Below are 13504 nucleotides of genomic sequence, written 5' to 3' on the forward strand. Positions count from 1 at the left end.
GAGGTCTTCACAGACTGCGAGCATTTCGATACTCTCCGGTAAAGGTGAAATCGATTCAGCTTTCGTCGGACCGAGGAGACGCCATGCGCCGCCGCCCCCGCTCGTTGGTCGCCTTAGTAGCGTTCGCGCTCGTTGCTACCGGGCTGAACCTCCATCGGACTCCACCAGCGCAGGCTGTTGATTCCGCCTATCTGGTCGGCCGGGGGATCTCGGACATCACCGGACCCGCCGCCGAGAACGGGATGATGGGGTACTCCAAGTTCGGCCAGAACACGACCGGGATCCATCAGCGGCTACGGGCCCGGGCGTTCGTCACCGTCGAGCAGGCGACCGGTGAGCGGGTCGCGTACGTCAACTCGGATCTCGGGATGATCTTCCAGGCCCAGCGCGACGCCGTCCTGGCGAAGCTGCAGGCGAAGTACGGGAACCTGTACTCCGAACGCAACGTGTTGCTCTCAGCAACGCACACTCACAGCGGCCCAGGCGGTCAGTCGCACAACCTGGCCTACAACCTGTCCATCTACGGGTTCCAGAAGCAGGCCTTCGACGCGACCGTCGACGGCATCGTCGAGGCGATCACCAAGGCGCACCAGAACCTTGCCCCCGGCACCATCAGCCTCGGCCGGTCCACGTTGACCAATGCCAGCGTCAACCGTTCGCGGATCGCTTTCGATCAGAACCCGGCCGCCGACCGGGCCGCGTTCCCGCAGGCGATCGACCCGGCGGTGACCGTACTGCGCTTCCAGCAAGGCGGCACCGACATCGGCGCGATCAGCTGGTTCGCCACCCATGCGACCTCGATCACCAACGAGAACACGCTGATCAGCCCGGACAACAAGGGCTATGCGGCGTACCGCTGGGAGCACGACGAGAAGGGCGTCCGGTACCTGGACGAGAGCCAGGGGTTCGTCGCCGCGTTCCCCAACTCCAACGCCGGCGACATGTCGCCCAACCTCAACCTCAAGCCAGGCTCCGGTCCGACCGAGGACCCGTTGCTCAACGAGCAGATCCTCGGCGAGCGGCAGCAGCAGGCGGCCGAGCAGGCCTACAACGGGCCGCGGGCAACGATCACCGGCAGCATCGACGCCCGGATGCGATTTGTCGATATGTCGGCTGTACAGGTGGACCCGCAGTACACGCCGGACGGTGAGGCGCATCGCACCTGTACCGGCGTGGTCGGCGCCTCCACGCTGGCCGGCAGTGTCGAGGACGGGCCGGCCATCCCGATCATCCCCGAGGGCGTGACGAACCCGTTCTTCGAGGCGCTGAAGCCGTTCAAGGTCGACGTCGCGCCGTGGCTGATCAGTTGCCAGTCACCGAAGCTGGCCGCAGTACCGACCGGGTTGCTGCAGGCGACGCCTGACATCGTGCCGATCCAATTGGTCAAGCTGGGCCAGTTCTACCTGGTCGCGATGCCCGGTGAGGTGACGATCGTGGCCGGCCTGCGACTCCGGCGGACGGTCGCGGCGGAGCTCGGAGTACCGATCGAGAACGTGCTGATCTCGGGCTACTCCAACGCCTACAGCTCGTACGTGACGACGCCGGAGGAGTACCAGCTGCAGCAGTACGAAGGTGGCTCGACGCTGTTCGGGAAGTACACGTTGCCGGCGTACCAGCAGGAGTTCGCCGGACTCGCCAAAGCCCTGAAGGCCGGTACGCCGGTAGCGGCCGGAACTCATCCGCCGAAGCCGATCACGGCCGAGCTCAACCTGCAGACGGGTGTGGTGTTCGACAGCCCGCCGCCGTTCAAGTCGTTCGGCCAGGTACTGACGGATGCGGCGCCGCAGTACCAGCGTGGGGCGACTGTGTCGGTGGCGTTCGTGACCGGCCATCCGAAGAACAACCTGCACCGCAACGGCAGCTACCTTGAGGTGCAGCGCCAAGTTGGTGGCCAATGGCAACGAATTGCCGACGACGGCGACTGGGACACCACCTACCGCTGGGAGCGCACCGGCCTCGCCGATTCCAAGGCGACCATCACCTGGAAGGCGACCCAACCCGGCACCTACCGGATCGTCCACCACGGCGACTCGAAGGCGCTGAACGGCACCATCACCCCGTTCACCGGGACCTCCCGCACCTTCACAGTTTCGTAGGCTCCGGAGCAGGAGGCGGCGGCGACACCAGCGGACAGTGCGTGTAGTGCTGCTCCTCGGCGACGGGCGGCTTCGAGGACTTCCCCGGAGCCAGCGTCACCCAGGCCAGTACTGCGCCCGCGACGGCCAGGCCGGCCGAGATCCACATAGCCATCTGGAAGCCATCGCTGAAGGCGACGGGATCCCGGTAGGAGTCACCGGTGATCCCGGCCGCCAGCGGGATCGCGGCGACCGCCATCAGCTGGGCGGTCCGGGCGATCGCGTTGTTGATTCCGGAAGCGACACCGGCGTGGTGGTCCTCGACGGCGTTCAGCACTGTCGAGGTCAGCGGGGCCACTGTGCAGACCAGTCCGATTCCCAGGACGATGACAGAGGGCAGTACGTCGGTGAGGTAGCCGGCGCCTGGCTTGACCCGCATCATCAGCAGGAAACCGACGGCCATGAAAAGCGGTCCGACCGTCATGTGGATCCGGGCGCCGATGATCTCCGACAGGGCGCCCGCGTAGCCGGAGAGCGTCAGCATCAGCAGGGTCATCGGCAGCAGGGCCGCGCCCGCTTCGAGTGCTCCGTAGCCGAGGGCTGTCTGCAGGAACACGACCAGGAGGAAGGTGGCCGTGCCCAAGGCGCCGTAGACGGCGATGGTGACCAGGTTGGCGCCGGTGAAGCGCAGGTTGGCGAAGATCCCCGGCGGCAGGATCGGGTGCGAGCTGCGCCGCTCGACCTCGACGAACGCCGCAAGGCCGATGACGCCGATCGCCAGCGTGGTCAGCACCACGGGGTCACCGAAGCCCCGGTCGCCGGCGCTGATCAGGCCGAAGGTCACTCCGGCCAGGCCGAGCGTAGCGAGCAGCGCTCCGGTGACGTCGAGCTTGCCGGTCGCCGTCTCGTCCCGCGTCTCGGGGATATGGCGGAGAGTGACCAGGACGGTCGCCGCTGCCAGCGGCAGGTTCAGCACGAAGATCCAGCGCCACGAGCCGCTGTCGACCAGGGTGCCGCCGACGAACGGGCCGACGGCCGCAGCCACTGAGGTCAGACCTGACCAGGTACCGACCGCTTTGGCGCGGTCCGACGGCCGGAAGCTCGTCTGCAGGATCGCCAGGCTGCCCGGAGTGAGCAGTGCGCCGCCGATCCCTTGCAGCACTCGGCCGGCGATCATCACCTCGAGGTTCGGCGCCACCGCACAGATGAGCGAGGCGACCGCGAACCAGATGACGCCGGCCAGAAAGGTCTTGCGGCGGCCGAGCCGGTCGCCGAGCGAACCGCTCAGCAGGATCAGCGACGCGAGCATCAACATGTAGCCGTTGACGATCCACTGCAGACCCGAGATCTCGGCGTTCAGATCCTCGCCCATCGCGGGCAAGGCAACGTTGACCACCGTGCCGTCCAGGAATGCCATCCCGGAGCCGAGCGCGGTGGCCGCCAGCACCCAGCGGCCCCGCGCGGTACCGAGGGCGATCGGCCCCGCGGCCTGTGTGTTGACCATGCTTCAAGCTTAAGCGCTTCAAAGGGCTAAGCGTCCCGTGAGCGGTGCAGCTTGACGCTATCGGCGCCCAGGCACGCACCTCGCGGCACTTGCCCAGCGCCCACGATGCTCCGCATCGAGGCCACTGCTCAAGCACCACGATGCACGCACCTGGACACCGCTATCGTTCAAGCTGCACCGCTCACGGGACGCTGGCTCAGGGCTGCATCGGCAGGTTCAGTTGGAGGACGGCGAGGGACTGGTCGGCGGGGATGCCCTGCTGGATGCCGAGGCCGGGCGGTTCGCCTACCGCACAGCGGGTTTCGGCCATGTCCGGGCAGACCGCGTTGAGCAGGCCGCCGCCGGAGATCTGGTAGTTGGTCGGCAGGGTCGGGTCGATGCCGGCGGTCAGCGGACTGATCGCCGCCGACGCGCGTCCGGTCTCGGACGGCAGGCTCCGGATCGTCGAACCGGACAGCCGGTAGACCAACCGCAGCTTCGTCGCGGCGACCGTCAACGGCAGATCCCGGGTCGCGGCCAGCTTGGTGGTCTCCATCGCGACCGGCTGGTCGTCGGCGGTGATCTTCAAGCTGGTCGCCATCGGCTTGGTCGGGTGCATCATGCCGACCAGCTTCAGGCCCGACTGCGGCAGTCGCAGCCGGATCAGCGCGACCTCGGAGCGCAGTACGACGTCCTCGGTGATGTCGAAACTGCCATCACCGCGCGGTACTGCGGCCAGGTGGATCCCGGGCGCGGTCAAGCCCGGTCCCTCCGCCGTCGGTGGCGGTTGGACCGGTGCTGCGCCGCCCCCGTTGGCCAACGGGCCAGGGCTGGGCGCGACCGGCGAACCGGCCTGTTCCTGCGCCGAGCAGGCAACAGTCGTACTGATCCCCAGAGTCAGTACCACCGCCGCCAGCACAGAGGTCTTCAACGATCTACGTGCGGACATGCGACATCGCCCCCAAAGGACCCGGCCACTTCCTCTGGTGGCCGGATCGACTTCCGCATACGATACGCCCGAATTCGCCTTGCGAGGCAAATACTTATGCATTTGCAAAAGGGGTGGGAAAATGCGGGAACTCAGCGTGTCCGGGCAATCTCCAACAGTGATATTCGGGCTTGGGAAAATCAGGACGATGTTATCGAGAATGTCAGGTCCGCAATTTCGCCGGCTGATCTCCGCGGTGCTGGCGGTGACCGTGGTCGGGCTGGGGGCCCTGATCGCGGTACCGGCCCAGGCGGCCGGCAACGGGGTGCTGCACGTGATCCAGGGGTTGCCGGGACGGACCCTGGACATCGCCGTGGACGGCAAGACGGTCGCCACCGGGGTGAAGGCGACCGAGGTGGTCGGCCCGCTGACGGTTGCGGCCGGCGCGCGCAAAATCACCGCGAAGGACAACGGCAAGGTGGTGCTCGAGCGGCAGGTCACGGTCGCCGCGGACAGCAACCTCGACGTCGTCATCCACCGCCCGGCCTCGCCGACGGCGGCTCCGGTGATCACCACCTACGTCAACAAGCTGACCGCCGTTCCGCGCGACAAGGGTGCGGTCCGGGTCGCTCACACGGCCGCGGTCGGCCCGGCCGACATCCGGGTGAACGGAAAGGTGCTATTTGCCAACGTCGCGAACGGAGAATCACTCGACGTAGTCGTACCGGCCGGTATTTATTCGGTCGAGATCGTGCCCGCCGGGTCGACCAAGCCGGTCGTTCTGGGCCCGCTGAAATTGCCGGTCCGGGCCGGCTACCTGACCCGGGTCTTCGCGATCGGCGAACCGACCTCGAAGACGATGAACGTCGCGGTCGCGACGCTGAAGCTGCCCGGTGCCGGGAGTGAGAAGCCCGGCCTCGTCAACACCGGTACCGGTGGGCAGGCGGCAGCGCTCGGGCTCACTGAGGAGCACCAGGGTTCAACGCTGCCCCTGCTGATCCTGGTGGGTGCGCTGGCGCTGACGCTGGTGGTCAGAAAGGCGGTACGTCGCTGAGGCGGCTCCTACTCGGTCTGCTGTTCACCTGCCTGGCCCTGGAGGGGTGCGCCGCGCAGGTGAACGAAGCAGTCCCGAGTCCTGGTACGGCGGACGGCGGTACTCCGGCTGTGGGGCAGCCGGAGCCGTCGTCAGCCGTGCTACCCGGGCGGGTCGGTACGCCGGCGCCCAGCCAGCGGGTGCGGTTCGTACCGACCGAGATCGTGATGCCCGGTGGGGCCGAGGCGACCGTGTTGCCGGCCTCGACGGTCGGGGGGCAACTCGTAGTACCGGAGCATGTCCAGCGGGTCGGCTGGTGGGACGGGGGAGCCGAGGCCGGTGATCCGTTCGGGTCGGTGGTGATCGCGGGGCACATCGACTCCGCCAAGGAGGGGATCGGCTTCTTCGTGCGGCTCGAGCGGGTCAAGACGGGCGAGACCGTCGTACTGCGCGGCGACGGGCACAGCGCGTCGTACCGGGTGGACTCGGTGACCTCGGTGCCGAAGGATGCGCTGGCGACCAAGAGTGGCGCGTTCGACCAGACAGGTGATCATCGGCTGGTGCTCATCACGTGCACGGGTGCGTACGACCGTGGGCGTGGTGGCTACGAGAAGAACCTGGTGGTCAGCGCGACGCCGCTGGGGCTGGCTAAGTAGGTCTAGGTCTACCCCTGATGTGGTGGTCGCTCCCTGGCTGAGGTCGTGCGGACCGACAAGAGTTGGCGGCATGAAGCTCAAACCGCTGGCTGTTGTCGGGATCGTTGCTGGGCTGGCCGCTTTGCCCTTGTCTGCGCCGTTGGCCGCGAGTGCGGCGACCTCGCTCGACGGCGTCTGGCAGATGGACGGCTACAGCACGATCGTTGCCATCGACAACGGTAAGGCCAACCTCTACTCAACTACGTCGATCAGCTGTACGCCGGCGGGCGAGTACACGCAGAACGGCGACCGCTTCACCGCCGAGGAGCAGCAGGCCTTCACCGTGCGTGGCCGTCGCGACCGCGCGGTCATGCACGTCGAGGGCAATGTCGGCGACAAACACCTGCGCAGGTTGGCGAAACTGCCCAAGCTCTGCACGGTGCCCGGCGCGACAGGTCCGCTGGCCGTCTTCGACCAGTTCTGGACGACGTACGCCGAGAACTACCCCTTCTTCCGCGCCAAGGGCATCGACTGGAACAAGGTCCGCGCCACCTACCGCCCACTCGTCACGCCGGACATGTCGGACGATGCGTTGTTCGCCTTGCTGAGCAAGATGATCAAGCCGCTGGGCGACGCGCACACCGCGATCCGTACTCCCGACGGCAAGCTGTTCGCCGGCGTCCGGCCGGGGACGACCCTGCCGACGGAGGAGCTCGAGGCGAAGCTGCGGCCGTACATCGAGTCGACCGCGTTGAAGGGCGTGCAGTTCACGTCGTACGCGAACGACCGGATCGGGTACGCCGATCTGCCCGGCCGGATCGGCTACCTCAGGATCATCGCGTTCCTCGGCTACGGCAACGTGCCCGACTATAACGCCGAGCGGGCCACCTTGAACGCGACGCTGGACCAGATCCTCACCAAGCAACGCACCAGCGGCCCGGCCAAGCTGCGCGGGCTGATCGTCGACCTGCGGATCAACGGCGGTGGCTCCGACCAGCTCGCCCTCGACCTGGCGTCGCGACTGACCAGCAAGCCGTTCTTCGCGTACGCCAAGCGCGCCCGCAACAACCCGACCGACGCGAGCGCCTTCACCGCCCCGCAGCCGCTGTTCGTCCAGCCGTCGGAGCGGACGAAGTACACGGGACCGATCGCGATGCTGACCGGTGGCTCGCAGATGAGCGCCGGCGAGACCTTCACCCAGGCGATGATCAACCGCGTGCCGCGACCGATCAGGATCGGCGAGAACACGCAGGGCGTCTTCTCCGACACCCTGCAACGCACCCTGCCCAACGGCTGGGAGTACATCCTCCCCAACGAGGAGTTCCGCACCCGTGACTGGAAGACCTTCGACGGTCCCGGCATCCCGCCGGACATCCACACGCCGGTCTTCACGGCCGCCGAAATCAACGGTCAGCGCGACAGCGCCTTCGCCACAGCCCTGAAGGTCCTGGTCAGGTAGCTCACCGAGGGCCGCCCGGATCCGACCCTGATCTACACTCCAAGCCGTTCCCATCGCTCGGGAACGGCTTGGAGAATCACTGTCATGACCACCCCGCCCCGGTTCGCCCGGCCGATCCTCACCACCGTCCTCGCCCTGACGACGCTGGCGCTGACCCTTCTGCTCTCGTAGGGGATGTACCGCTAGGGTCGGCACATGGCGAGGTATTTCGATGTGCACCCGGAGAATCCGCAGAAGCGATCGATCGGGCAGGTCGTCGACCTGATCCGCAACGACGGGTTGATCGCCTATCCGACGGACTCCTGCTTCGCGCTCGGCTGTCAGCTCGGCAACAAGGACGGCCTCGACCGGATCCGGTCCATCCGGCACCTGGACGATCGGCACCACTTCACCCTGGTCTGCCAGGACTTCGCCCAGCTCGGCCAGTTCGTGCACATCAGCAACGCGGTCTTCCGCTCGATCAAGGCGGCGACCCCGGGCAGCTACACCTTCATCCTGCCGGCCACCAAAGAGGTCCCGCGCCGGCTGCTGCACCCGAAGAAGAAAACAGTCGGTGTCCGGATCCCCGACCACGTCGTGACGCAGGCGCTGCTCGAGGAGCTCGGCGAGCCGCTCCTGTCGAGCACGCTGCTGCTGCCCGACCAGGAGGAGCCGATGACGCAGGGCTGGGAGATCAAGGAACTGCTCGATCACCAGATCGACGCCGTCATCGACTCCGGCGAATGCGGCACCGAGCCCACCACGGTGATCGATTTCTCCGAGGACGCCCCCGAGGTCGTCCGGGTCGGCGCGGGAGATCCAGCCCCGTTCGAATAGCACCCGCCGACTCGGCCTGGCCAGCCGGTTCTGGGCGACTTTGTGCACGGCATGAGCAGATCCGCCGCCGGGAGATGCTCAGGTGGTGCACAAGGTGTCCCCGGCCACTGGCTTGAGGGGGTCGGTGAGGGGCGGCGGGTGTTCTTGGGGTCGGCTGGCGGGTTTTGGTGCCGATGGCGTGATGCTTCAGGGCAGGCGTACGAAAACCTGCGATCCACAGTCGCCAGCTGGTGACCTCTTGCGGTGCGGAAAATTGTGTCTGAAAGTGGCCAGTAGAGGTTACTGATTCACGGACTCGACCGCCCCGAATGGAGACCACCGTGCCCTCGCTCAAGAGAAGTGGCCTTGCGCTGCTCGCCGCGATCCTGCTGATCGGCATGATCCCGGGTAGCGCCCAGGCGTACGCGAACGCGTTCTTCCCGACCCAGAGCCTCAACAACCGCGGTGCCGACGTACTGGCGATCCAGTACCTGCTGCAGCACAACGGGCAGTCATCGCCCGCTGATGGCGTCTTCGGCGCGTCGACGGTGACTGCGGCAAAGGCGTTTCAGACCGCCAAGGGCCTCGGCTCCGATGGCATCGTCGGGCCGATGACCTGGGGTGCGCTGGTGCCCACGATCCGGTCCGGTGACAACAACGCCGCGGTGAAGGCGCTGCAGGTGGAGCTGAACGCCAAGCGTCGGCTCAGCCTGCCGGTCGACGGAGTCTTCAGTACCGCCGTACGCGATGCCGTCGTCGCCTTCCAGTCGCACGCGGGGATCGGCGCGGACGGCATCGTCGGCCCGATCACCTGGCGCAACCTCGCCTGGCACTACGACTACCCCGACTTCACCGCCAACCTCTGCGACCAGGACCCCGACGGCAACGGCACCGCCGCCAACTGGGCTGCCGCTGCAGCTGTGGCTCAGCTAGAGGCAGCCACCCGCTCCTTCGCGAGCACCAACCAGGGCAAGGTCGGCTACGGCGACGCCGGGTTCGAGCACGGCGGCGACATCCCGGGCCACGCCAGCCACGACAACGGTATGGACATCGACATCTGGCCGATCCGCACCGACAACGCGCAGTGCACCGCCGGACGGATCACCTGGGAGTCTGCGACGTACGACCGTGCAGCGACCCGCCAACTCGTGCAAGCGGTCCGGGCAGCCGCTCCCGGGCACGTCAAGTTCATCTGGTTCAACGACCCGACCCTGATCAGCGAAGGCCTGACCGCCAACTGGCCGGCCCACGACAACCACCTCCACATCCGGTACTGCGAGAAGGTCCACCCCAACTCGACATATGTCTGCTGACAAACTGAGGTAGTGACAACACTCGACCTGACCCCAGACGAACTGCTCACCACCACCCGTACCGTCCGCAAGCGGCTCGACCTCGAGCGGCCGGTGCCGATGGAGCTGATCCGCGAGTGCATCGAGATCGCGCTCCAGGCGCCGTCCGGGAGCAACCGGCAGACGTGGCACTGGCTGGTGATCACCGATGCGGAGAAGCGGGCAGCGATCGGGGAGTACTACCGGCGGTCCGTCGAGTCGTACCTGGAGTCCCCGGGTGCGGCCGGCCGCCTGCATGCCGACGACCCGGACAGGGCGCCGGTGCAGCAACGAGTCGGGTCGAGTGTCGCTTACCTGGGCGAGAAGATGGGCCAGGTGCCGGTCCTGGTCATCCCCTGCCTGCAGGTGAAGTCACTGGGCGCGGGCAACCAGGCCGGCATCTGGGGCTCGATCCTGCCGGCCGCCTGGCAGTACTGCCTCGCCGCCCGCGCACGCGGCCTCGGCACTGCGTGGACCACGCTGCACATGACCTATGAGCAGGAGATCTCCGAGCTGCTCGGACTGCCGGAGGACATCCGGCAGTCCGTGCTCCTCCCGACTGCCTACTACACCGGCGACACCTTCAAGCCGGCCGCGCGCCAGCCTGTCGAGGAAGTACTGCACCTCAACGGCTGGTGAGTCACCGGACCTCCAGCTCGGACAGCTGCATGCGGGTCACCGGTTGCCTAACAGGTAAAACTCTTTTAGGTTGTTAGGAGAGGTGATTCCTGATGGCTTACCAGCCAGAACTGATCGGCGGCCACGTAGCCCTGGACCTGCTCAACACCATCTCCTGGCGGCTGGACCCCACTCGCACCATCGACCGGATGGCTACGCCCGAGGCGCTGGATATCTGGTGTTCAGCAGTCGGTTTGACTGCATCACTGGGTGTTTTAGAACGGGTTGGCGCGGTGCGTGAGGTGGTCTACCGCGCCGTTCTGCCCATCGCGCGCGGGTTGGAGCCGGCGGACCTGGAGGAACTGCAGCAGTTGCTGGTGGGGGCTCTGGGGCGGGCGACGCCGCGCGGGGTGCGGCCGTTGGATTGGCTGGGGGCCGACTTGGCGGATGAGTTGGTGCTGGCGGCTGGGCGGTTGATGGAGCGGGAGGACTTGGGGCGGTTGCGGGAGTGCCAGGACTCGGGGTGTGGGTGGCTGTTCCTGGATCGGAGCAAGAACGGGTCTCGACGGTGGTGCAGCTCGGGGGATTGCGGGAACCGCGCCAGGGCCAAGCGGCATTACGAGCGGCTTCACCCGGGTACTGGGAGGCCGTCATGAAGAGCCTGACGCGACGGCGGGAGTTCTTCGCGGGGATGCGGTTGGGCGTGGGGCCGGGCGCGGCTGCCTTTGTGCTGGCGTTGAGTTTTGGGGCGGAGGCGACTGCGCGCGGGTGGGGGTTCGGGCTGCCGGTGCTGTTCTCGATGTTCGCGTTCTCGGGGTCGGCTCAGTTCACGTTGCTCACCACGTTGGCCGGTGGGTCGGCAGTAGCGGCCGTCATCTCGGCCGTGCTGATCAACGCGCGGTACCTGGTGATGAGCGTCGCGCTGAACGACAGCCTGGAAGGCGGCCGGATCAGTCGGGCGATCCAGGCGCAGGCCCTCTGCGACGCTTCGTTCGTGGTTGCCCACGGCAACGACGGCAGGTACGACGTCGTCCGGCTGATCGGCGCGAGTGTGCCGCAATGGCTGCTCTGGAGCTCCGGTACGGCGGTCGGCGCGCTCACCTCGCCGTCACCCGACCTGATGCACCAGCTCGGTCTCGACGTCGCCTTCCCGGCGTTCTTCCTCATCCTCGCTCTCGACGAACTGCGCCGCTCGAAGCGCGCCCTCACAGCAGCCCTCCTCGGCGCCACGATCGCCGCGGGACTGCTCTTCGTCACCACCCCGAGCTACGCCCTGCTCGGCGCGATCGCGGCAGCGCTGCTCGGCGTACTGCCGCAGAAGGAAGGCGATCTCGCATGAAGCTCTGGCTGTCCGTCCTCGCCGTGACCGTGATCAGCTGGCTGATGAAGGCCAGCGCCCCACTCATCATCGGCCACCACAAACTCCCACCGAGCGTGATCAGAATGACCGCCCTGACCGCTCCGGTCCTGCTGGCCGGCTTGATCGTCACCGAGCTGGGTGGCGAACACTGGCAGGCCCTGGACTGGACGAAGGTCGTCGGCACCGCCACGGCCGGCGGACTGTGCCTGGCCAAAGTACCGATGCTGCTGGCAGTTGCCGGTGGCATCGTCATCACCGCGGTGATCAGGCTGAGCCTGCGGTAGCCGCCATCTCCTCGATGGTCAGCCCGCTCAGGATCGAGCGCGGCTCGGCCACCGTCAGATCCAGCGAGGGATCAGCGGCCTCGTCGCGCACCTTCACCAGCAGCCAGTCACCATCACGCCCGGTCCGCGTGAACGCCCACGAACCGGTCAACTTCACGCCCTGCAAGGCAAAACGGAAATGCCCGCGCTCGATCGCCAGCGCCGGCTTGACCAGTTTGCGTTCCTTGTCCCGCGTCTGGTTCTGATAGTCACCGGCATCCCAGACGATGACCGCGCCACTGCCGTACCGGGCACCTTCGTGCACACCCTCGTACGTCGCGTACTCCATCGCGTGATCATCGGTCGGCACCGCCAACCTCTTCACCACGGGATCGAGCGAAGGCCCGCGCGGCACCGCCCACGACTTCAGCACGCCGTCGACTTCCAGCCGTACGTCGTAGTGCATCCGCCGCGCATCATGCTGCTGGACCACAAAGACAGGCATGAACCGGCCCTCCGCTAGTGGTCCGCCGCGCAGACAAGTCTACGGCGGACCACCGCGGGGAGGGCGCTACCAGGTCTGACGGGAGGGTCAGGCGGCGGCAGCGGCGGGAGGCTCGATCTGGTCGCGGAGGCGATCCAGGATGCCGCGCAACAGGCGGGAGACCTGCATCTGGCTGACGCCGATCTCGGCGCCGATGTCGGCCTGGGTGTGACCCTCGATGAAGCGCAGTTCGAGGATCTTGCGTTCGCGCGGGTTGAGGTCGTTCAGCACCGGCTCGAGCATGGCGACCGCTTCGGTCCGCTCGAAGGCGCTGTCCTCCTCGTCCGCGATCGTGTCGCCCAGGCTCGCCGTCGACTCACCGTCGAGCGGGCGGTCCAGGGACAGTACGGAGAAACAACCGTCGGCAGCGAGCGCCGCCTCGACCTCGGCGACCGTGGTGCCGAGTCGCTCGGCCAGCTCCTCCAGGGTGGGGTCACGCTGCAGGTCCTGCACCAGCTGCGGTCGCACGGAGGCGATCGAGCCCTGCAGTTCCTGCAGTCTGCGGGGGATCCGCACGGTCCAGGAACAGTCCCGGAAGTAGCGCTTCACCTCACCGCGGATGGTCGGTACGGCGTAGGCGAGGAACGGCGTCTCGGTGTCGGGACGGTAGCTGCGGGCGGCCTTCACCAGCCCCAGGTACGCGACCTGGTCGAGATCGTCGGATTCGACGCCCCGGCCGCGGAAACGGCCGGCGATGCTGTGGGCGATTCCGAGATTCAACTCGATGGCTTCGTCCAGCAGGAGCTGCCGGACTGCTTCGTCGGTGGACTGCGCGCGCCGGGTGAGAAGGTCCCGGGTGGTCAGATCGCGCTGCTGCTTCGGATCGCTGTGCTTCTTCGGTTCGGCAAGTACGGTAACCATGATTCTTGACCTCGCGACTGTGAGTCACGGCGCGGCACATGTCTGGACCGCGGTCAATATCTGTGAAGTCATTCCTACCCCATGAATAGCAAAGTTATGCACCCGAGGGTCGAATTACA

The 13504-nt window shown here is 66.9% G+C and carries 14 protein-coding genes; 10 read left to right on the top strand and 4 right to left on the bottom strand.

Features of this window, described 5'->3' with window-relative positions:
* The first annotated feature begins 83 nt into the window (after window positions 1-83).
* Window positions 84-2096, top strand: a complete 2013-nt coding sequence (locus OHA70_RS15625) for a neutral/alkaline ceramidase (protein ID WP_328333076.1) — start codon at window positions 84-86, stop codon at window positions 2094-2096.
* On the opposite strand, the gene OHA70_RS15630 is transcribed toward OHA70_RS15625, so the two are convergent.
* A complete protein-coding gene (locus OHA70_RS15630; RefSeq protein ID WP_328333078.1) occupies window positions 2083-3579 on the bottom strand; it encodes an MFS transporter in 1497 nt (498 codons plus the stop codon). The two genes, OHA70_RS15625 and OHA70_RS15630, sit on opposite strands and share 14 nt — an antisense overlap.
* A 196-nt stretch (window positions 3580-3775) precedes the next feature.
* On the bottom strand, window positions 3776-4507 hold the full coding sequence (locus tag OHA70_RS15635; protein WP_328333080.1) for a hypothetical protein: 732 nt from the start codon (window positions 4505-4507) through the stop codon (window positions 3776-3778).
* A gap of 199 nt (window positions 4508-4706) precedes the next feature.
* On the opposite strand from OHA70_RS15635, the gene OHA70_RS15640 reads away from it, so the two are divergent.
* The 9 genes from OHA70_RS15640 (at window position 4707) to OHA70_RS15680 (ending at window position 12001) form a co-directional block, all read left to right on the top strand.
* Window positions 4707-5540, top strand: coding sequence for a DUF4397 domain-containing protein (locus OHA70_RS15640; protein ID WP_328333082.1), 834 nt, complete (start codon window positions 4707-4709; stop codon window positions 5538-5540).
* A 59-nt stretch (window positions 5541-5599) separates the two neighbouring features.
* Window positions 5600-6175, top strand: coding sequence for a class F sortase (locus OHA70_RS15645; protein WP_328333084.1), 576 nt, complete (start codon window positions 5600-5602; stop codon window positions 6173-6175).
* Window positions 6176-6245: 70 nt separating this feature from the next.
* The gene (locus OHA70_RS15650) at window positions 6246-7613 is read left to right on the top strand and encodes a S41 family peptidase (protein WP_328333086.1); all 1368 of its coding nucleotides are present in this window, start codon (window positions 6246-6248) and stop codon (window positions 7611-7613) included.
* Between the two features lie 195 nt (window positions 7614-7808).
* Window positions 7809-8429 (top strand): L-threonylcarbamoyladenylate synthase, encoded by a 621-nt coding sequence (locus tag OHA70_RS15655; protein WP_328333088.1) that lies wholly within the window; start codon window positions 7809-7811, stop codon window positions 8427-8429.
* Window positions 8430-8749: 320 nt separating this feature from the next.
* A complete protein-coding gene (locus OHA70_RS15660) occupies window positions 8750-9721 on the top strand; it encodes a peptidoglycan-binding domain-containing protein (RefSeq protein ID WP_328333090.1) in 972 nt (323 codons plus the stop codon).
* 12 nt (window positions 9722-9733) lie between these two features.
* Window positions 9734-10378 (top strand): nitroreductase family protein, encoded by a 645-nt coding sequence (locus tag OHA70_RS15665; protein ID WP_328333092.1) that lies wholly within the window; start codon window positions 9734-9736, stop codon window positions 10376-10378.
* Window positions 10379-10470: 92 nt separating this feature from the next.
* Window positions 10471-11013 (top strand): CGNR zinc finger domain-containing protein, encoded by a 543-nt coding sequence (locus OHA70_RS15670; RefSeq protein ID WP_328333094.1) that lies wholly within the window; start codon window positions 10471-10473, stop codon window positions 11011-11013.
* Complete coding sequence (locus OHA70_RS15675; protein WP_328333096.1) at window positions 11010-11696, top strand: AzlC family ABC transporter permease; 687 nt, start codon at window positions 11010-11012, stop codon at window positions 11694-11696. Before OHA70_RS15670 ends, OHA70_RS15675 begins: the two co-directional genes overlap by 4 nt.
* Entirely contained in the window at window positions 11693-12001 is a 309-nt protein-coding gene (locus OHA70_RS15680; protein WP_328333098.1) for an AzlD domain-containing protein, read from the top strand. Before OHA70_RS15675 ends, OHA70_RS15680 begins: the two co-directional genes overlap by 4 nt.
* Here OHA70_RS15680 and OHA70_RS15685 read toward each other — a convergent pair.
* Both OHA70_RS15685 and OHA70_RS15690 read right to left on the bottom strand, forming a co-directional pair.
* Window positions 11982-12485, bottom strand: coding sequence for a DNA polymerase ligase N-terminal domain-containing protein (locus tag OHA70_RS15685; protein ID WP_328333100.1), 504 nt, complete (start codon window positions 12483-12485; stop codon window positions 11982-11984). The genes OHA70_RS15680 and OHA70_RS15685 overlap by 20 nt on opposite strands.
* A gap of 87 nt (window positions 12486-12572) precedes the next feature.
* Complete coding sequence (locus OHA70_RS15690) at window positions 12573-13385, bottom strand: SigB/SigF/SigG family RNA polymerase sigma factor (RefSeq protein WP_328333102.1); 813 nt, start codon at window positions 13383-13385, stop codon at window positions 12573-12575.
* Window positions 13386-13504 lie beyond the last annotated feature (119 nt).

This window comes from Kribbella sp. NBC_00382, from assembly GCF_036067295.1.
Classification (GTDB): domain Bacteria; phylum Actinomycetota; class Actinomycetes; order Propionibacteriales; family Kribbellaceae; genus Kribbella.